The organism is Trichormus variabilis 0441 (assembly GCF_009856605.1).
Classification (GTDB): Bacteria; Cyanobacteriota; Cyanobacteriia; order Cyanobacteriales; family Nostocaceae; genus Trichormus; species Trichormus variabilis.
In genome coordinates this window covers 123,093-144,128 of sequence record NZ_CP047243.1, presented here as the reverse complement: position 1 = coordinate 144,128, position 21,036 = coordinate 123,093, and the positions used below count along the sequence as shown (strand labels likewise).

General features: G+C 43.4%; 16 protein-coding genes. 8 read left to right on the top strand and 8 right to left on the bottom strand.

The annotated features are described in order from the left end of the window. The first annotated feature begins 35 nt into the window (after positions 1-35). Both GSQ19_RS27035 and GSQ19_RS27030 read left to right on the top strand, forming a co-directional pair. A complete protein-coding gene (locus tag GSQ19_RS27035) occupies positions 36-275 on the top strand; it encodes a hypothetical protein (protein ID WP_224311719.1) in 240 nt (79 codons plus the stop codon). A gap of 82 nt (positions 276-357) precedes the next feature. Next, positions 358-1,059: a hypothetical protein gene (locus GSQ19_RS27030; RefSeq protein ID WP_011316415.1), complete on the top strand. Its 702-nt coding sequence runs from the start codon at positions 358-360 to the stop codon at positions 1,057-1,059. A gap of 3 nt (positions 1,060-1,062) precedes the next feature. Here the strand turns inward: GSQ19_RS27030 and GSQ19_RS27025 are convergent, their stop codons facing one another. Continuing rightward, positions 1,063-1,374 carry a hypothetical protein gene (locus GSQ19_RS27025; RefSeq protein WP_153228422.1) on the bottom strand — a complete coding sequence of 104 codons (312 nt, stop codon included), beginning with the start codon at positions 1,372-1,374 and terminating at the stop codon, positions 1,063-1,065. Positions 1,375-1,398: 24 nt separating this feature from the next. Beyond that, positions 1,399-2,337 carry a ParM/StbA family protein gene (locus tag GSQ19_RS27020; RefSeq protein ID WP_041457336.1) on the bottom strand — a complete coding sequence of 313 codons (939 nt, stop codon included), beginning with the start codon at positions 2,335-2,337 and terminating at the stop codon, positions 1,399-1,401. 392 nt (positions 2,338-2,729) lie between these two features. Between GSQ19_RS27020 and GSQ19_RS27015 the strand changes: the two genes are divergently transcribed. Both GSQ19_RS27015 and GSQ19_RS27010 read left to right on the top strand, forming a co-directional pair. Then, positions 2,730-3,518, top strand: coding sequence for a ParA family protein (locus GSQ19_RS27015; protein ID WP_011316409.1), 789 nt, complete (start codon positions 2,730-2,732; stop codon positions 3,516-3,518). 9 nt (positions 3,519-3,527) lie between these two features. Continuing rightward, positions 3,528-4,658: a ParB/RepB/Spo0J family partition protein gene (locus GSQ19_RS27010; protein ID WP_011316408.1), complete on the top strand. Its 1,131-nt coding sequence runs from the start codon at positions 3,528-3,530 to the stop codon at positions 4,656-4,658. A gap of 55 nt (positions 4,659-4,713) precedes the next feature. On the opposite strand, the gene GSQ19_RS27005 is transcribed toward GSQ19_RS27010, so the two are convergent. From GSQ19_RS27005 to GSQ19_RS30150, 3 genes are all read right to left on the bottom strand, one after another. After that, positions 4,714-6,933, bottom strand: a complete 2,220-nt coding sequence (locus GSQ19_RS27005) for an AAA family ATPase (RefSeq protein WP_153228423.1) — start codon at positions 6,931-6,933, stop codon at positions 4,714-4,716. Between the two features lie 178 nt (positions 6,934-7,111). Continuing rightward, positions 7,112-8,056, bottom strand: coding sequence for an RpoD/SigA family RNA polymerase sigma factor (locus tag GSQ19_RS27000; protein WP_011316406.1), 945 nt, complete (start codon positions 8,054-8,056; stop codon positions 7,112-7,114). Between the two features lie 300 nt (positions 8,057-8,356). Then, on the bottom strand, positions 8,357-8,608 hold the full coding sequence (locus tag GSQ19_RS30150) for a hypothetical protein (RefSeq protein ID WP_011316405.1): 252 nt from the start codon (positions 8,606-8,608) through the stop codon (positions 8,357-8,359). 314 nt (positions 8,609-8,922) lie between these two features. Between GSQ19_RS30150 and GSQ19_RS26995 the strand changes: the two genes are divergently transcribed. Both GSQ19_RS26995 and GSQ19_RS26990 read left to right on the top strand, forming a co-directional pair. Beyond that, complete coding sequence (locus tag GSQ19_RS26995; protein WP_011316404.1) at positions 8,923-9,366, top strand: hypothetical protein; 444 nt, start codon at positions 8,923-8,925, stop codon at positions 9,364-9,366. A 49-nt stretch (positions 9,367-9,415) separates the two neighbouring features. Further along, on the top strand, positions 9,416-13,738 hold the full coding sequence (locus tag GSQ19_RS26990; protein WP_011316403.1) for a strawberry notch family protein: 4,323 nt from the start codon (positions 9,416-9,418) through the stop codon (positions 13,736-13,738). A gap of 62 nt (positions 13,739-13,800) precedes the next feature. Here the strand turns inward: GSQ19_RS26990 and GSQ19_RS26985 are convergent, their stop codons facing one another. Together GSQ19_RS26985 and GSQ19_RS26980 are read right to left on the bottom strand one after the other, a co-directional pair. Then, positions 13,801-14,097, bottom strand: a complete 297-nt coding sequence (locus GSQ19_RS26985; protein ID WP_159368361.1) for a hypothetical protein — start codon at positions 14,095-14,097, stop codon at positions 13,801-13,803. Then, positions 14,073-15,188: a P-loop NTPase family protein gene (locus GSQ19_RS26980; protein WP_011316402.1), complete on the bottom strand. Its 1,116-nt coding sequence runs from the start codon at positions 15,186-15,188 to the stop codon at positions 14,073-14,075. The genes GSQ19_RS26985 and GSQ19_RS26980 overlap by 25 nt, the downstream gene beginning before the upstream one ends. Positions 15,189-15,347: 159 nt before the next feature. Between GSQ19_RS26980 and GSQ19_RS26975 the strand changes: the two genes are divergently transcribed. Beyond that, a complete protein-coding gene (locus GSQ19_RS26975) occupies positions 15,348-18,188 on the top strand; it encodes a cation-translocating P-type ATPase (protein ID WP_011316401.1) in 2,841 nt (946 codons plus the stop codon). Next, positions 18,185-19,003, top strand: a complete 819-nt coding sequence (locus GSQ19_RS26970; RefSeq protein WP_011316400.1) for a hypothetical protein — start codon at positions 18,185-18,187, stop codon at positions 19,001-19,003. The genes GSQ19_RS26975 and GSQ19_RS26970 overlap by 4 nt, the downstream gene beginning before the upstream one ends. Positions 19,004-19,074: 71 nt before the next feature. Here the strand turns inward: GSQ19_RS26970 and bicA are convergent, their stop codons facing one another. Next, complete coding sequence (gene bicA, locus GSQ19_RS26965; protein ID WP_011316399.1) at positions 19,075-20,772, bottom strand: bicarbonate transporter BicA; 1,698 nt, start codon at positions 20,770-20,772, stop codon at positions 19,075-19,077. Positions 20,773-21,036: the final 264 nt, after the last annotated feature.

Here is a 21,036-nt window from a genome sequence, read left to right as displayed (position 1 = left end):
AGAGGGCGGTGCGGGGAGTATGTCACATTCAGACTGTGGAGGATGTCCACTCTTTGGCGGGTGATGAGGATGTGGACAAGTGGCGGGGTGCGATCGCTCAGTATCTAGCCCAGGTGAAAGATGAAATTGCCCTACCGAAGCTGCAACGCAAGTTGAAAATGCCGATGGTGGAGGTATGGCTGGGGCTGCTACTCGGTGGATTTGCATTAGAACAACGGAGGGATTTTTATGACAATGAAAACATTTGGGTAAGGGGTGATGCTTCTGGAGTTTGATCCGCAGAAATGATATTCTCAAGGTGAGCGTCAAGGTAAGTGACATAAAAAGGTTAACGGGCTTGTCCTTACGTACCTAGATATGAGCAATACGGGTAAGGGGAAGAAACTAGCATCCTTTAACTGCGACCAAAAGATGTGGGAGCGGTTTATTCTTCGCTGTCAATCTAAGGGAACAACAGCCACAGCGACACTGACCCGTTTTATCCAGATGTACCTTGACGGTTCTCTTGATAACCTTGATGCAGTTGCTGATCATGACTTGGAGAAAAACGGGCTGGCTTCTAGGATAAAAGAGATTGTCGAGGAATACTTACAACAAAATTTAACTGACAATTTAAGTAGTGGTGATGCTGAAACAATATCAGCAATTTCCTCTCGACTTGACGAGATTGAAGCTCAAATTGAAAATAAGTCAACTGGTATTGAAACACCGTCTAACTGCCAACCCGATGATTTGGTGCAGAAAATTGAATCGATGGCAACACGAATGACGCAGCTAACAGATGCGATCGTCAAAATTCAAAACTACTTAAACAGCCAGCCGAAGCAGCGCAATAGAAACTATGGTAGAAACGCATACTCTCAAGCTTCTACTCCCAGAATGAAGCCGTTAACCCAAGAAGGTTTAGCCTCTCGTTTAGGTGTCAGTGTAGAAACTCTGCGCGAACAGACAGCAAAGTTGCCGCCACCGCTTTTTGTGGCATGGTGCAAGGGGAAAGATAGTTCGAGTATGGGGTGGGAACTTAACGAAGAAACAGGTTTTTATCATCCAGTTAGCTAAATTTTACAAATCGAAATCTAGTGTAAATGTATCTTCATCAGGTTTTTCCGGTGTTTGGGGTGTAGTGGTAACTGGCTCCGGTTCTTGGGTCTGGGGTTGATCTTGAGTAATAGTTACCAGAGGGGCAATTGATGTTTGCACCCCTCCTAGTTGCAGAGGAAACGCACCTTTCTTGAAGGCGAAATAGCAATCAATAATAAAATGCAGAGTTTCCTGATAACTTTTATCCAGGTTTTGCGATTCCATAAATATGCGTTGGCGATAGCTGTCTCTGATACGAACTCTCTCTGGTGTGTTGTCTTGTTCTTTTCTCATGTTTTTCACCTCACACTGAACTTACTAATTCTTGCTTGCAATGGTTTTCGCCATTTCTAGAAGCCCTACGACATTCGCTTCTACTGGATTATCCAAAACTTTGAACCCGTTTTTTTCCAGCAGCTTTGTAAATCCCGGTAACAGACAACCACCACCGATAGCCCAGAGTTCGTCACCAGAATGCTTGGCATCAAGTGCCAGATTCACTGCTTTCTTCAAGTATTTTTCGTACCAGTCTTTTAGGCAAGCAATGTAAATATCTTTGATATCGATATCACGGTTGTAACGAGTATGTCCCTTCTCTAGGCAATAGCGAATTTTAGCTGGATCTGCGACTTTACCACCATTGAGGTGCTTCATCTTTTGGGCAATATCGTCGATGAGAACTTCAACACCTGTTGGGTATGGGGTATGTACTTCTCGTTTACCCTGGTTGTAACGCGAAAACAAAGTTGTACCATTGCCGAAGTCCAGCACAGTCAATTTTTTGGGTAGTGGCTGTCCAAATAATGCTCCCATTCCTTCAGGGATCACCTTCAGCACTTCTACTTTCACTTCTGATGGTTTACCTGCAAGTATCGGCTGATATTCACCATTAAGCACTTGCTTTAATTCTTCTGCTAAACCGACATCATGTAAGCTGACCACCATCTTCAAATGCCATGCTTTGCGGTGTGGCAAATGTGCTAATGCTCCCAGCAAAGTCGTCAGCGCATTCTTGACTTTGTTTTCGTTGCTGTCGGTGTTGCGTTCAAAATGGGTTCCAGCACGAAAAGCTGATTCGCCAACAGTGTAAGCCTTGCCTTCAAACTCCACTCTCCCTGGCACATCTTCCATGTCGGCCGTAGAGATGTAGCTGGGGATGCGGACAACATCAAAGCCATCAACAAGCAGTTTTAGATTGCCGTAGCCATTATCGAACCCTGCGGAAAATATTTTTTGTAAACCGTGAATGCTTGTCATCAATGTTAAATAAGATACGAAAGTTAATAACAGTAAAAATAGCCTAAAAGCCATCTAAATATACCCTATATGGGTACTAAATTGAATCAAAAAGTTTTTAATTATATTTGGGGTACATTTAGTACCTATATGTACCCTAATAAAAATATTTGCTTTTCAAAATTTTAAAAGCATGGTAAACGTGTTACTAATTCTCTACTCATACCTTCACAGAATTACTTAAAGCATCCTGGAACTGTTGGGGTGATAGCGAATCATAACAAGCTCAAAAGTTGTCGAATTTTAAAATTCGACATAAAACCGAATATAAGTAATTGCAAAAACTAAAGAGATAAAGATTAAAAGACTTGTTTTAAGTTACTGAAATAGTATTGATATACTGAGGTGTTTCAATGTCACAAGTAGTAATAGCTGTTTTAGCAAATGCTGGTGGGGTAGGAAAAAGTACTTTATCAGTACACTTAGCTTATGAAGTAAGTCGGCGTAAGTTAAAAGTGGCACTGTTAGATTTAGATCCGCAGCGATCGCTTGATGTGTTTTGTGGATTAGAAGCCGCAGAAGCCGAGAAGACAATGTTTAAAGTATTATCAAAAGATTTTATAGGTGATTGGGCTTTAGCATCAGCATGGGATGAACCCCGAATAGAGGTTTGCCAAGGACATCCATTACTCGCAGAAATAGCTAATGAGTTAGTAATTCGTAAGAGAGGAGAATATATGTTAGCAGACAGATTACAAAAATATTCTTTACCCCATGATCTAGTTATTGTAGACTGTCCTGCTACGTTGGGAATGCTTAACGTCAATGCTTTAGCTGCTGCAACCCATATTTTAGTACCAATACAACTTGAGATGAAAGCAATTTCAGGTTCAGCAGAATTGGTAGAGTGGTGCATGAATACATCTGAGGAATTACAATTAACTCCCAAACCTCAGATTTTAGGTTTTGTACCTAGTATGTATGATGAGACAGTAGCCATGCACAGACAGTATCATTCGCAACTGCCAGAAATTGCCCTACAACTAGATATAAAACTTTATCCCAAAATTCGCAGTTCTAATGAATTCAAGAATGCCAGCGCTCATGGGCTACCTTTGCATAAATACCGAAATAAACATCCAGCTTGTAAAGACTTTAAACAAATTGCTGATGATGTGATTCAATTGATCAAAAACAAGTAAGGAGTATTCATGGCACGAGGTTTGCCCCAAATAGGTGAAAAATTTAAAGGTGCAGTTCAGAAAACTGACCAAGAAAAAAAAATTGCTCAACTGCAAGCAGAAATAGAACAACTGAGAATTAAGCAATCCCCAGAACTGGAAGCTGAGTTACAAATACTACGGGAAAAACTCAAAAGTAGTGCGGGAGAAGTAGAGATTGAGCTTGAATTAATAGATCCTAATCCTCATCAACCCAGGCAAACGATAACGTTAGAATCCATTCAAGCTAAAGCTAGACTACTGAAAAAACATGGGCAGATTACCCCAATAATTCTTGTAGCTCAAGAAGATGGTCGTTATATCCTGTTGGACGGTCAACTGCGTACTGAGGGAGCAAAGCTACTAGGATGGAAATCCATTCGGGCTGTTGTAGTACCTATGCCCAAGGATTTGACACAATCATCATTAATTACATTTCTAGGATTTGAAGACTTAAACCCATTAGATAAGGCGGAAGCTGTAATTCAAGAGGTGACTAAAGCAACTGCATTAAGTTCTGAGGAAATTACTACAGCACTGGCAACTGTACTCAAACGTATTGAACGCGACAGTAACATCAAAGAATTGGCAAAATTGACAAGTTTAGATGTAGATGAGCAAAAACAAGGATTAGAATCACTGAGGATTATAGGTGAAGAACAAAATTTGTTTTTATCATTGTTGGAGTTGGGTTTAAATCCGGCTTCAGTCAAATCTAATTTAATACCTATGCTGTCCTTACCTGATGATTTAAAAAATGCGATTCGTCAGAAAGGGCTGAAAGGGGCGCACGCGTTGGCACTATCAACATTATCAGCAAAAGCTTTAGATACATCTGAAGAAAAGGCTTTAAAAGAGCGAACTATAATTACTCAAAAAGTTTTAGCAGAAAATCTTACAGTACCTGAAACACGCGAACTTATTAAAAAAGTTAAGGCTGAATATATAACAAAAACTGAATCTGAATCAAAAGAGGTGAAATCTATTATTCAAAAAATCAGCAGTATTTCTAAAGAGTCATTAGTAAATGTAAGTAGTAAGCAACTTGAGGAGCTTAAAATACTTTTACAACAAAAACTGGTTGAGATAGAAGAATTGAGTCGCCAACAGAAAAATATATAGTATTAAGGTACTATTTCTTAATTCGCTGTTAGTTGGGTAAATTAACTAGCAGTGTTTACTTTTTATTTACTTGAATAAAAGCGATAGTACTTTCCCAAAGAATTGTTTGATTCAGCAGATACTGTGCAAATATTGCCTTAACCTTTTGTAGCTCTTCTGGTGTTAGATTTCGTCCAAGACGTTGTGCGTAGCTTGGACGATCATTATTATCTGTAAATAAACGCTCCAGGAAATGGCTACTAATGTGCATTTGCGTTGAATTTAGCTCAACAATTACATCTGCCTCTAGCCCGGCTAATTTAAAAACATCACGCAAATCATCCATATCCCAATTGAGCATGGGGTCGGAGCCGTCATCATAAATTGCTTCTTCTGCTGACATTAAGCTTTTGTATAACTTGCTATCTAGTGGGTAATCTTCTAGTAGACGGTAAAGCCGTTGAGCGTAACGCGGTACAGTCTCTGCCAATATGAGCCTTCCTCTTTGTGGTATTATTTTTGCTAGATTTTGAACCACATTTGACTTATCAAGCTCAGAAACTAAAACATTGCGGCCAATAATAAAATCAAATTGGACATTTGCTGCTTGTTGAGTTATCACCTCAACTAATTCAGGAATTGAGGCTTGTAAAATTTGTGGACGTATCAGTTCTTTTAGTGACGCTGCTTGTTGGGATAGTGCATTCGCATCTTTACTGGCACGAACACAGGCATAAACTCCACCTTCAGGAGTTTGCCTTACCGCTTCCCACGTTAGCAAACCACTTCCAGCATTGAGTTCTAGTACAACATGGTGACGTTGCAATTGCGCTAATTCAAAAATGCGATCGCGCACTGTGGCTAATTGTGTGCCTACTTGAGAAAGCGTCCTTTGCAACCAACGCTCACTAGCTCGGTCAGGAGTAGCGTAAGTTAATATCTCTAGCGGAGCGATCGCATTTCCTTCGACTAATGCCGCCAGTTGAGCTTCTCGACGGCGAGACACTTCGGTACTGATTTGTCGTTCTCGTCCTTGTAGTGAAGGTTGATAGAATACTTGTCCTTGCAAAGTGGCGGGTAAATATTGCTGTGCTACCCAGTGATCTCGATAAGCATAAGGGTAAAGATAACCAGCCCCATGTCCAAAACCTTTCTTGTCGCGGTTCGCATCTTTCAAATTGTTGGGAACTTCTGCCTCTTTTTCTTGCTCAATCGCTGCCAACGCATCAAAAAATTCCATCACACTGTTTGACTTTGCTGCTGTGGCTAAATACAACGCTGCTTGTGCCAAATGATAACGACCTTCTGGCATCCCTACTCGGTCAAACGCTTCATTACAAGCATTCACTACCACCACAGCATTCGGATCAGCCAGTCCTACATCCTCACTTGCCAGAATTAGCATTCGCCGGAAGATAAATCGTGGGTCTTCTCCGGCATAAACCATTTTTGCTAACCAGTACAACGCTGCATCTGGATCTGAGCCACGCAAACTTTTGATAAAGGCACTAACCGTATCAAAATGAACATCACCTTCTTTATCATATAAAACTGCTCGTTGTTGAATTGACTCTTCTGCTACTGCTAAATTGATGTGAACTACTCCAGTTTCATCAGGTGGTGTTGTTTCCACTGCTAATTCCAACGCATTTAGTAGTGAACGTGCATCTCCGTTAGCAACATTTACTAAGTGCTTTAACGCTTCATCATCAATTTTTACTTTTAAGCGACCATAACCTCTTTGTTCGTCAGTTAAGGTTTGCTCTACAACTTTGTACAAATCCTCGTCATTGAGTGCTTTGAGTTGAAAAATGCGTGAACGACTTACCAAAGCCTTATTAACTTCAAAGTAAGGATTTTCTGTAGTTGCACCAATTAATATCACCGTCCCATTTTCTACCCAGGGTAACAGTGCATCTTGCTGAGATTTATTAAAACGATGAACCTCATCCACAAACAGAATAGTACGTTGGTTATGAAATTTACGTTGTTCTTGTGCTGTGTCAATCGCGGCTCTAATTTCTTTGACACCTGAGAGAACTGCATTTATTGCCAGAAAATGAGCGCGAGTTGTATTGGCTATCACACGCGCTAGAGTCGTTTTTCCCGTTCCTGGAGGGCCGTAGAAAATCAGCGACGATAGCTGGTCTAAACTGATTGCTCGTCGTAACAGCCTACCAGGGCCAATAATATGGTCTTGCCCAACAAATTCATCCAGTGTTCGCGGACGCATCCGCGCGGCTAACGGCGCTTGGGTTTGAATTTGGTTGATTAAATTTTGGTCAAATATATCCATGATTTAGAACATCGATGAACCAGGTTCATTGGCCATCAATACTACTTTAATTCAGTTCACTCATCACTCATGTATGTTATGGCTCTGAGCTTACCCTTCTTTAGAAGTGGGGCGACAAACTTCTTAAAAGCCTGCGGCGGACAGCAGGTTTCACAGTTCACAGTATAGATGACAGCCCTCAAGCCAAATACTCTCGCATCTGCGGTTGCTGACGATGCAAAACTTTTATCGCCTGTTTTTGAGTTGTCCCAACTTTTGCTTGTTTTATGTTGAGTCTTTCGGCAATTTGTTTGGTCGAGAGCTTGTCAACACTACCCAAACCAAAGCGCAACATCAGCACCTGTTTTTGCAGTGGCTTGAGTGTGATCAAACAATTCGCCAAATCTTGTCGTAGAAATCCTTCGTCTAGGTATTCATTTGGGGAAGTGCCATCAGCAGGCAGAATTTCCAAAAAGTCAACTTCATCCTCTTGACCCATTGGCCGATCTAAAGACAGAGGATGGCGAAACGCTATCAAACATTCTCTCACTTGATTTGGCTCAAGTTCAGCAAATTCTGCTATTTCTGCAATATTTGGCTCCCGACCCAGGATTTTTACTAGTTCTCGTTGTACTTTTTTGAGTTTAATCAAGCGGTCATTCATGTGACTTGGTGTTCTGATTGTGGTCGATTTATTGGCGATCGCCTTTGTGATTTCTTGCCGAATCCACCAGTAAGCACAGGTCGAAAACTTGTACCCGCGATTCGGGTCAAATCTCTCGACTGCTTTTTGCAACCCAATAGAACCTTCTTGCACTAAATCCAAAAATTCTAGTTGACTCCACCGATACTTTTTGGCGATCGCTACCACCAACCGCAGATTAGCTGCAATCATCTTTTCTTTTGCTTTCTGCCCTAACCGCAGAATCTGGAATACTTCGGTTTCGCTTTTTCCCATGTCAGCAGCCAGTTGCTGTATATTTAGCTGTTGATGTAGTTGCTCTTCGAGAACTTGTTTATGCTGTTGAACTACTGTCATCTGCTTTACCTGTCTGGCCAAAGTAATTTCTTGCTCTGGAGTCAGCATGGGATATTTAGAGATTTCTCGTAAGTAGATGCCTACGCTATCTGGCTGGGGGGACATTCTTCTATTTTTCTCTAAAAGCCTGAAATTACTTTATCGGCATCAAATGTCAAAATAAAATGTGCTTTACAATTTGCAAAAATTGGGCATTTTTGTCCTCTTGAATCTAATTTCTACAATAATACTGACCTGCTTTTTGATTGACAATTAGTTCAACTGACCAAGTATAGAAGGACTTCGATTTATATAGTACTTTTGAACTATTAATGGCTCCAATCGTCCAAACTCAATCACACTCTTCGGCTTCTGGTAAGTAATTCACCAGAAGCATTTTGTTTAGGGTTAGCGATCGCCCCACAACTATTTCTTAAAATCCACATCACTCTTATAAACCTTAGCCCTCGGCTTGGCCTTCTTGGGAGGTGCGGCGGCAGACTTCTTAGGAGCCGAAGGTGGGCGGCAGATTTCACAATACAGAGGGCGTACTCCAAACGTCTCCCGGCTTGTCGGTTGATCACATTGCTTACACACAAAGTTGAATGTGCGGGTGTGTATTGTGCGTTGGTGCGCTCTGACGGTGTACTCTCTGACTTGGATTTCTTTGCTTGCCATTACTTATTTCAATTTATTGACTTTTTGGATCTTAGCTTTTAGTAGCAAGATTTCAATGCTTTAGGTAAACATAATCACTAACTTTTTGAACTAGATTTTCATAGCTACGCCAAAGCCAGGAAGACAATCTGATGAGTAATTGTCATCCTATTCGTGTTAAATCGGATGGGAGTATTTTCTCTTGATCATCGCTTTAACAACTAGATGAAAACGGCTACGCCGAAGCAAAGCGTGAGAGTTGCAGCGACCAAACGCTTCAAACCCAACTGCAACTCCTCACCATATTCAACCAGTACAAATTTTTGGAGTTAATCATGGATATTCAAAATACCCTCACCCTCATGATTCAAGCAGTCGTTATGGGCATTGTTTCATTGATGGTTTTCGATTTCGTTAGCGGCTTGTGGGTTGTACCATTACCTCCAGCCGGATGGCAACCACCCGTCATTGAACAGCCTACAGTTTCCGCCGTTGCACTACAACCCACTCCACAGCCCCAAATCGAACAATCCACTCCCATAATCGCTTTTGAGGAAATACCCGACCCCTGGAATCTAGAACCGCAATCCTCTCACCATTCTGCGCCAGCACCAGCAGTTATAGTTCCATTTCCTAGCCTACGACTGCTACCACCAGTAATTGCTCAAGAAGTACAATCGACCAAACGCAAGTCCAAGGGAGCAAAATCGTCCACGCCTCGAAAAGGAGCCTCTACTCCTAAACGTCAGTCCACCAAATCGCGCACTCTTACTGCTTAGTCCCCAGCGATCGCACCGACTACGCTTCACGGTGCGATCGCTTTTGTGGATGTCACAGAGAAAAACGGCTACGCCGAAGCAAAGTGATGTATTCATATATATAGATATGGTCAGTCTCATCGCTACACAAGGGACTCTCTTTGACCTGCAAACCGTTCTTGACTATGGGCAATCTATCTTGAACGTTGCAACTGAACTCAGCAAATCACTCATTGAACACCGACCACTGACCACGAAAACGATTCAAGCCCAGATGAACCGCCACTTCCACGGTACTGCGGCAGAGGGCGCGTGGTTATGGAAAGATGCTTACGAATCTGTGGAAGTGGCAGCGATTTTGTACTTGCGGCATAAGGGATTGCCCACTAATCCACTAGAACAGTTGCAACTGGTTGAATCACTCTGCCCCACGCACACCCGCCGCAGCGAAGAACAATTGCAGCTTCAACAGTTTTCTACTCCGTTGTCTTTGGCATATCTGGTTTCTGTTGCCGTACAAATCACAACTAATGATTTAGTGTTGGAGCCATCTGCCGGAACCGGCATATTAGCTCAGTTCGCCAAACTTCAGGGTGCGAGTCTGATGCTCAACGAAATTTCGTCCGACAGAAGCAAGATTCTCCGGCGGTTGTTCCCTGGTGTTCCGCTATTCTCCGTCAATGCCGAACAGATAAATGACTATCTGGCTGGAAAGACTCAGCCATCTGTTGTGCTGATGAATCCACCGTTTTCAGCATCACCCAAAATCAACAGCCGCAATCCAGATGCTACCCCACGACATATCAACTCGGCGTTGCAAAGACTATGCGATCACGGGAGACTGGTAACAATTTCCGCCAACTGGTTTTCACCAAATAATCTAACTTGGCGAGATACCTTTATCAAAATGCAGGAGAAAGCAACGGTAGTTCTTTCGGTTGGCATTAACGGTAAGGTCTACAGTAAACACGGGACACAGATTGACACCCGGTTGACGGTGATCGACAAAGTTCCGGCGGCTGATCCACAAGAAATTCCTTGTATTGCGGATACCGTTGAACTAGCAGAACTCGCAACGCTGATTGAGCAACTACCACAGCGACCAGTTTGGGAACGAATTACTCAAACTGCTCAAACTGCCGTATCAAAAGCAATTCGTTTAAGTCCTGTTAAGCCTAATTCTCAATCAGCACCAGTTACTCAACCATTATCCGAATTTCTTAATATCGTTGAGCTAGATTATGAGATTGTTGATTGGGCAGCAAATGACCAATTGAAAGATACTCTCTATGAAACCTATCGCCCACAAAGAATCCGAATCAAGGACGCAAAACCACATCCGTCGCTACTTTGCGAAAGTGCAGCCTTAGCCCTTGTATCTCCCCCGGCTCCCACATACAAACCCCATTTACCTCAGCACATCATCACTCAAGGTTTGTTGTCAGAAGCACAGCTTGAAAGCGTTATTTACGCAGGTCAAGCTCACTCCGAATATCTATCAGGGTCTTATACTGTTGATGATTCTTGGGATAATGTGACTGTCTCGGCAACTAGCTCGGAAAATGCTGTTAGATTTCGCCGTGGCTGGTTCCTTGGTGATGGGACTGGTGCGGGTAAGGGTAGACAGTGCGCGGGAATCATCCTCGACAACTGGTGTCAGGGACGACGCAAAGCTATCTGGGTATCGAAAAGTTCTGCACTGATTGAGGATGCCCGTAGGGACTGGTGTGCTTTAGGCGGTAATAAAAAGAACATTATTGACCTAAGTAACATCAAACTAGGCGATCGCATTCCATTTACCGAAGGCATCTTGTTCTGCACATATTCCACCCTGCGTTCTCAAAAGAACGGCAAAAGTCGGCTTAAGCAGATTGTTGAGTGGGCGCTCAAGGACTTTGAGGGTGCTATATGCTTTGATGAGTGCCATTCAATGGGCAATGCAATGGCGCAAGAGGGAACACTCGGCTTGGTGAGTGCATCACAGCAAGGTATTGTCGGACTGCGGTTGCAAAACGCATTACCTTTGACACGGGTGGTTTACGTTTCTGCTACTGGTGCAACCAAAGTCTCTAACCTCTCCTATGCTAATCGCTTGGGATTGTGGCAGACTGGGGATTTCCCGTTTACCTCACGAGAGGATTTCGTGGAGTCCATTGAAGTCGGTGGTATCGCCGCGATGGAAGTGGTAGCACGAGATTTGAAGGCGTTGGGGTTGTATCTGGCGCGATCGCTTTCCTTCGACGGTGTGGAATATGAGATGTTAGAAATCGAACTTACTCCTACCCAGGAAAGGATTTACGATAATTACGCCGATGCCTTTCAAATTATCCACAATAACTTGCACAAAGCCTTAGAAGCCTGCAACATCACTGGTGCGAAAACTTACAATCGTGCAGCTAAGATGTCTGCCATGTCTCAGTTTGAATCGCATAAGCAAAGGTTCTTTAACCATTTGCTGACCGGAATGAAGTGTCCCATGCTAATCAAAGCAATTGAGAATGATTTAGCTGCGGGTAATGCTGTTGTTATTCAAATCGTATCGACTAATGAAGAATTGCTTAAGCGACGACTCAATGAGGTTCCGGCAGAGGAGTGGAAGGACTTAAACCTTGACCTGACTCCACGGGAATATGTCATGGACTACCTGCTAAGCGCGTTTCCTGTACATCTGCATGAGATTCACTCATCATCTGAAGCCGAGGAACGCTCCGAACCGGCTTTCGATGCCGATGGCTCACCTATTGTTTCATCTGAAGCTGTGGCTTTGAGAGATGCCTTGGTTGATAAGTTAGCAAGCCTTGACCCAATACCAGGAGCTTTAGAACAACTGCTATGGCACTTCGGCCACAAGCAAGTGGCTGAAGTTACTGGTCGCAGTAAGCGAGTTCTTAAGGATGATTCTGGACGCTTGTTTGTTGATTCGCGGGGTTCTGGCGCTAATATTGCGGAAACTAACGCTTTTATGGCGGGAGATAAGCAGATTCTCATCTTCTCTGATGCTGGTGGTACAGGTCGCAGTTATCACGCGGATCTCAACGCTGTGAATCGTCGGCGGCGATCGCACTATTTGCTCGAAGCTGGTTGGAGGGCTGATAATGCAATTCAGGGGCTTGGGCGATCGCACAGAACAAACCAAGCATCAGCACCAGTGTTTAGACCTGTGACTACTAATGTGCGCGGTGAACGCCGATTCATCAGCACTATCGCTCGACGGCTCGACAGTCTTGGCGCACTCACCCGTGGTCAGAGGCAAACTGGCGGTAACGGCATATTCGATACTAAAGATAATCTAGAATCTCAGTACGCAGAGTACGCTTTGTATGAGTTATTTAAACAGATATTCCAAGGTCGATTCTATGAGGTTCCACTAGGGACTTTTGAAGCCATGACTGGACTATCGCTAACATCTCATGAAGGCGGTATGAAAATAGATTTACCACCTCTGCGACAATTCCTTAACCGACTGTTGGCTTTAAGGATAGGAATGCAGAATATCATCTTTGAGAGGTTTGAGTTGTTGTTGAGTCAGCAAATCGAAACTGCGATCGCCGCAGGTATCTTTGAAGCTGGAGTAGAAACGCTCCGTGCTGAAAGGTTTACTATCGAAAGCTGCGAATCTGTTTACACGCACCCAGATACTGGGAGTGTAACTAACTACCTGAAGGTCGAGCAAGTTCAACGAAATAACATCAGAACTGCTGTCGAGATGCTTGAGTTTGCTGCTAAGTACCAAGGACAACTCATGGTAAATCAGAAATCCAGTAACGCGGCTGTATCCATTCCTACGCACAGTATATTCGACTGTGATGGTGGTGTTGTGCCACGGGTTTTACTCGTCCGTCCACAGAAAGAAACTCGTGTACCAGTCGAACAATTGGAATCATCCACTTGGCAGCAGGTTTCGGCTGAGGCGTTTATCGCTGCTTGGTCAAAGGAGGTGGACGCACTGCCCAAGTTCACCACTGATTATTTGCATCTAGTCACCGGAATCCTGCTGCCAATCTGGAAAATTCTGCCTCAGGAGAACAGTCGAGTGTTCCGATTGCAAACTAGTGATGGACAGAAGATTCTTGGTCGGGTGGTCAACGCAGTAGATATTCAGTCTGTGACGGAACAACTTGGGCTAAAGAATCAGTTGTTAAGTCCCACAGAACTTGTTTGGTTAGTTCTCAACGAGGGGTATTCACAGCAACTCCCAGGTGGCGTAACGTTGCGTCTTTCTTATGTTGCTAATGAACCTCGCTTGGAATTGGTTGAGGCTCTTTCCCTGGCTGATCGGCTTGTGGCTGTTGGATGTTTCACGGAAATCATCCAGTGGCGCAAGCGGATATTCATTCCCACTGGCAACAAGGCTGCGTCAATTCTGGCGGACGTGATTGGGATTTTGGGTTAGTAATTTGAGCCACTCTATTAGAGAGTGGCTTATTTTTTCTAATTTAAATTGCTCCAAAGTTATTACTCTGAAGATTTATTTATAACTTTTTCATCCAACACCCCCATTCCTCTCGCCGCCAAGCTAACGCTGTGGCGGCGAGAGGAATGGGGACGAGCGAGAAGCTTCACCCCTGAGTCTAGTTGCTGCAAAGCAGTAACAGACGACGGGGTGAGCGACGAGTGAGTAATTAAACTTTGGTACATAGCGGGTTGTACGTGTTTCACAGATTTTGTGTTGAAGAAGGCATTTGGTGGGGTAGCTATTTTTTGTGAGTAAAAAAAAGTAACTAAAGCTACAAAATGCGTTGTTTGAGCCAAAACGATAAAAGTGGTAATGCCACTCGATACCCGGCTTTTGCTCCATAAATTAATCCTTTGAGTTCCAATCCTGTAAGAGCGCCTTGAAAACCACCTCCTCGTGAAAATTGGTGTTTCTGAAGATAGGAACGTGAATGAGGGCTATCGGTAGGATCGATCGCTAAACTTTCCAGTACTCGTGCCTGAATAGGAGGCAGCAGTAAAAGGAGAGACTCAAAGGTAACAGACAAATCTTCAACCAATCGTAAAGTGCTGCAATGTACATGATGAAGTTGGATGAGATTTGAGGAGGATGGGGACGCAAAAGAAGTTTGTTCATCCTGATAGAAGCAACGATAGTCGCTCCAAATTCGCCGCGCCAGGGCAATGGCATCTCCAACATGTCCTTGTGAATAGTCCAAAAACAGTTTCAAGGCATCCACTTCAAACTTGAGGTCGGCTACTGCCATTGCTTCAACAACCCAGGTTTGAATTTCCTGATGTTGCACAGGGAACAAGGAGACAAATTGAACCGAGCTATCTTCCACCCAAGCTTCTGGAGTTGTTGCCAAAACAACGTAGCTGACACGGTTTTGCCGTTGAATTTCTTGTCTCAAATAAGATTCCCATCGACCTGCTCGATCCCAAGAGCGAATATGCGGGAAATTCTGAAAGACAAACACTACCCGGCAGCTTAAATATTCTGCCATCACCTGAGGTAAGTTCAATAAGGCTTGCAGAACCAACCATTCATCATTTTGGGAAACCTGCCAAATCAAGCGGGGTTGATATGGGGATAGTTGTTCTAATTGCAAGGGATAGCCACAAGCCCACTGCTGAATAAAGGTTCGTTCTGCCTCTGTTGCAAAGATGTGCAGAATTCCTGAAGCCATCAACTGTAAAAAGCGAGAAGAGGTGGTGGCTCGCAAGCAATCGATCTCCAAAATTCTGGCTCCAGTTTGCTGGGCGGCATAACGAATCAGCGCTCGTCGTCCGCTTCCTGTAACACCTGTGAGCATCAAATCTTGGTCATCTGCCAAAATTTTACAGATTTGCTCTAGCTCACGCTGTCTACCAATCAAACTCCGTGGCTTAAAAGCATCCTTCGTCATTATCAACCAGTCCTCCTCACTTTCAGCCAACCTCACCTGATAAACTATCTACTTTTCTCTAACAATCCCAAAAGAAATTTCGATGCAGGTCTGCTTGCACTATTTTATAGTGCAGTGTAATGATATAAGAACTATTTTTTAGTACAATTCATTTTACCCATGTCTGCTAATTTATCGCACCCTCAAATTCCTCAACCCTTTGAGAGTAGATCGTGGCATACTATCGAGGCTCAAAAAACTCTTTGGCTGCTCAAGAGCGATCGCACGCATGGTTTAACCCAGGAACAGATTGACGAGAATTTACAGCACTATGGTACAAACGAACTGGTCGAAATAAGTGGGCGATCGCCCTGGGAAATTTTCTGGGATCAGTTTAAAAACATCATGTTACTAATGCTGATCGCCGTGGCCATTATTTCGATGCTTCTGGATGTGCGTGAATCTTTGGTAAAGGGACAGTTCATTTTTCCCAAGGATGCGGTAGCAATCTTTGCGGTGGTATTGCTGAATGGTTTACTGGGCTACCTCCAGGAGAGTGGAGCCGAAAAAGCATTGGCAGCACTGAAAAACATGGCATCGTCCAAAGTGCGGCTGATCCGCGAAGGTAAAGTAGTGGAGGCGGAATCTAAAGAACTGGTGCCTGGGGACATTATGCTGCTGGAAGCTGGGGTTAAGGTGGCAGCAGATGGGCGCATCCTAGAAGCAGCAAACTTGCAGGTGCGAGAAGCAGCACTCACCGGAGAGGCACACGCGGTTGAAAAACAAGCCAATGCCATCCTACAAGAAGATGCGCCTCTGGGCGATCGCATCAATTTAGTGTTCTCTGGAACAGAGGTGGTGCAGGGACGGGCAACAGTGGTAGTCACCAGCACTGGAATGCAAACCGAATTGGGCAAGATTGCAACCGCGCTGCAATCCGTCGAGACAGAGCCAACACCTTTGCAAAAACGCATGGCCCAACTGGGCAATACGTTGGTTACAGGATCGTTGATTATAGTAGCGATCGTGATTTTAGGGGGGACATTGTTCAACCCCTCACTGTTTGAGGAACTAGTCAAAGTCTCCCTCAGTATGGCGGTTGCGGTGGTACCAGAAGGCTTACCCGCCGTGATTACCGTTACCCTGGCATTGGGTACGCAACGCATGGTGAAGCGGAACGCCCTGATCCGAAAACTGCCTGCGGTGGAAACCCTCGGTTCTGTGACGACCATCTGCTCGGATAAAACCGGAACTCTAACCCAGAATAAGATGGTGGTGCAGGCAGTACATACCGCTAGTTACGCCATTCGTGTAACAGGGGAGGGATACAGCTCTGAAGGCGCGTTTTATCAGCAGGCCAATACCGGAGTAGGACAAGAAATTGTAGTGGAGGCAGTGCCAGAATTGCGATCGCTACTTCTGGCGTGCGTACTTTGTAATGATGCCGTATTGCATAAGGAAAATGGCGACTGGGCAATCTTAGGCGATCCCACCGAAGGAGCGTTACTAGCAGTTGCCGGCAAAGGAGGTTTTCGCAAAGACCAGGAGGAGCAAACCTTCTCCCGTATTGCTGAGTTTCCCTTTTCATCCGAACGCAAGCGGATGAGCGTTGTCGTGCAGGATACGTCCAACCAACTGGGAGAGAGCGTGTTTATCATGTTTACCAAAGGCTCGCCCGAACTAGTTTTGCAACTCTGCACCCACATTCAGCAGAGCGATGGGTCTCAAATGATCACAACACAACAACAGCAACAGATTTTAGAACAGAATAATCAGCTTGCCAGCCAAGGGTTACGGGTCTTAGGTTTTGCTAGGAAGAACGTGACAAAATTATCAGACCGCGATTTTGAAGATACGGCTGAAACTCACTTGACTTGGTTGGGATTGGCGGGAATGCTGGATGCTCCCCGTCCGGAAGTGCGGGATGCGGTGGCAAAATGCCGTACCGCAGGCATTCGTACGGTGATGATTACAGGCGACCACCAGTTAACCGCACAGGCGATCGCCCAAGACTTAGGCATTGCAAAAGTAGGCGATCGCTCTCTGACTGGGCAGGAACTCCAAAAGCTCACCCAGCCAGAACTGGAAGTACAAGTGCAACAAGTTAGCGTCTATGCCCGCGTTACACCAGAGCATAAGTTACGAATAGTCCAAGCTCTCCAGTCCCAAGGACAAATTGTTGCCATGACTGGGGATGGAGTTAACGATGCTCCAGCCTTGAAACAAGCAGATATCGGTGTGGCAATGGGCATTACAGGCACGGATGTCAGTAAGGAAGCCAGCGACATGGTGCTACTGGATGACAACTTTGCCACAATTGTCTCGGCAGTTGAAGAAGGAAGAGTTGTTTACATCAACATTCGTCGCTTTATTCGCTACATCCTCGGCAGCAACATCGGTGAGGTATTGACCATTGCGGCTGCGCCATTGCTGGGGTTGGGTGGCGTACCGTTGTCTCCCCTGCAAATTCTCTGGATGAACTTGGTAACTGATGGACTTCCGGCTTTAGCACTGGCAGTAGAACCCGGTAGACCAATCGTCATGCAACAACCTCCAAAAGATCCAAAAGAGAGCATTTTTGCCAGAGGTTTAGGGTCTTACATGGCGCGGATTGGCATTATTTTGGCTGTAATAACTATCTTGATGATGGTCTGGGCATACGATTACACTGCCCAGTTACAAAGCGAATTGTTAGATCGCGATCGCTGGCAGACTATGGTGTTTACTACGCTTTGTTTAGCACAAATGGGACACGCACTAGCAATCCGTTCCAACACGCGATTGATGTTAGAGGTAAATCCCTTCTCCAATCCTTACGTTGTTCTATCTGTTACCGTCACCAGTATCCTGCAACTGATGCTTATTTATGTTGAACCACTCCGTTCCTTCTTCAATACTCATTACCTGAGTGGATTAGAGCTATTAGTTTGTATTGGATTTAGTTCTCTAGTATTTGTCTGGATTGAAGCAGAAAAGCTATTTATCCGATGGTATACCTTTCGTAAATACTCCAAAATATGAACAAAACAGCTTCACCTTTGGGTGTTCAAACTTACTCCCAAGGTCAAATCAAAATTGACCTGGAATCGTGCATCTATGAACAATTACAGAAACAATCTGTCAGCCCTTCTGAATTTATCCGCAGGTTAGTTCATTTCATCGCTACGCTAGAAAACAATCCACAGAAATATAATATCAATCCTTACACCGAGAAATTCCATAGAGGAATCCACATTTTAGGTTGCCATGATTATAAATTAGGAGTGTTTCCTGATTCAAATCTGGCACTGAAATGTTCAGAAGGTCGCCCTTGTGCAGAAAATCCCAGAAAACAATTTTTTAGGAGCATACAATTAGCCTGGGAATTTGAAACCAAGTTAAACGAGCAACAGAAAGAGCTACTTCAGATTTGTCCCGCTTACTTACATTTCCAAACTGGTGTCAGAAGTGCCTTATTTAAACGAGTACTCTTTATGCCAAAAATTGAGGGTATTCCGTTGGGGAAAACAGAAACTGGATTCAGTCCTGAATTCTGCCAGGCATTTAACATTCCTGATTTTTCGGAAATCCTTCGCAAATTCAGGTTCTCCTGGCATTTTTTCCTCGACCCCGAACAAAAGCGTCAACTGCTCAAAATTCAAACTACATACTTATTTCAACGTTTGTTTGATCGTGGAATTAAAATTTTTAGCTTGAATCAGAAAAACATTCTAGCCACGTTAAATATTAGTAGTAACTCTGTTAGATACGTCATTATTGATCCGATCGCAGATTATTATTTACCGATTTCTCCTGTCTATAATGTCTTGACTTCTCAACTATGCAAGTTTAAATAACTTTACTCTTGGATCTGAAAAACTGAGTTTTGAGTATAGATAGAAGCCAATTTTTCATTTACGGTAAGTTTTTACTGATGAGTGTCAGGGAGAATACTAACAGCAAAATTATCAGAACCTGCATGATGATTAACTAAAGCAACGGCTTGTTTGAGTGCTTCTAAACGATCTACAAACATATGATGTAGTGGAACAAACCCGATAATGCCAAACTTTTCTAAGCGCTGTTTAACTTTGTTAGATGCACCAACAATCAATACATAACAACCTTGTTCGCTACTTTCTTTAATAGCATTTTCAATTGCTAAAGAAGCGGTCACACCCAAAAATGGAACATTGCTTAAATCTACTATCAACACATCATAGTTTACCATTGCTGAATGTTTACGAGCGATCGCTTTAGATACTCCGAAAATCATCGGCCCGCTTAGATGAAACAGCACAACGCGTCCATGAGCTTGTTTTAGCAATTGTTTCTCTTGTTCATTTAAAACAATGGCATCATCAGTATCACTAATCATCCTGACATCCTCAGACTGTAACTGAGAAAGACGTTCGATAGTTAAGATATTGGCAATGAAGACTCCCACGCCAACAGCAACAATTAAGTCCACAAATACGGTTAAGAACAAAACACTGTACATAATGATTGTGGCTTTGAATGATACTTTATGAGCGCGTTTGAGGAAACTCCAGTCGAGAATGTCAATCCCCACCTTAAGAGCAATACCAGCTAATACTGCCATTGGGATAGGTTGAGTTATACTCGCAGCCCACAGAACGACAACTAATAAAATTAATGCACGAGTTAAACCCGATAAAGCTGTTCTAGCACCAGTTTGAATATTCACCACTGTACCCATTGTGGCACCAGCACCAGGTAGTCCACCACACAAACCAGATATTAAGTTACCGATACCTTGACCAATTAATTCTTTGTCAGGTTTATGTTCAGTGCGAGTCAAACTCTCAGCAATTACCGCCGTGAGTAGCGTATCAATACAACCCAACATTCCTAGAATTGCACCATCAACAATCATTATTGTGATTTGGGATGGGGTAAAAGTTGGTATTTGTAAGGTGGGTAATCCTGCTGGAATTTCTCCAATACGTCTGATATCCGCAGCGCCGAAAATGGTGAGAGAAACTATCGTTCCGACAATTAATGCTACGAGTTGAGGAGGGGCAAATCGCTTGAGTTGGCGCGGCATGAAGAAAATAATTGCCAGTGTCAGCAAACCTAAAGTTGTTTCAACTGGATTAATCTGAGTTAACAACTGAGGTAAATTTTGTACCATCCCCAATACACCACCTTTAGGGCTAGGCTGCCCCAGAAAAGGAGCAATCTGTAAGATAACCAGAATTACCCCAATCCCAGACATAAAACCAGAAATCACACTGTAAGGCATGAGGGTAATGTATTTACCCAGCTTGAATATTCCGAATAATATTTGAAATATTCCCGCTAGCATGACTACTGTAAATGCCATTGCCAAGCCGTCTTCTGGATTGCTGGCAGTCATGGAACTGATAACAGCAGTCATGATGACTGTCATTGGCCCGGTAGGTTCAGAAATCAGGGTAGGTGTACCACCAAATAAAGCGGCAAAAAAGCCGACGCAAACTGCACCATAAAGACCAGCTACAGCACCAGCACCAGAGGCGACACCGAATGCTAATGCTAGGGGTAACGAAACGATGGCAGCAGTTAAGCCACCAAATAAATCGCCTTGTAAATTTCTAAAATGAATACTATTAGTTAATGACATATTGATGTTTTAGTTACAAAGGCAGTAAGATTTTGTTACTAAAATTTATTAGTAACTGTAAGTAATCTACCTTTTTTACTTGCATAAAAAAATAGGTAAAAAAGCCTTATTTTTTATTTATTAGTAAATAGATTATGTTTAAATTTAGCTATCTTGGAAATAAAAATAATTTATACAATCTCTGCTTTTAAGTAAAAAAACATTTACATTCGTTAAAGGTCATAGCTAATAAATAAATAGGTGATTGTCTTTTAGCATTACCGA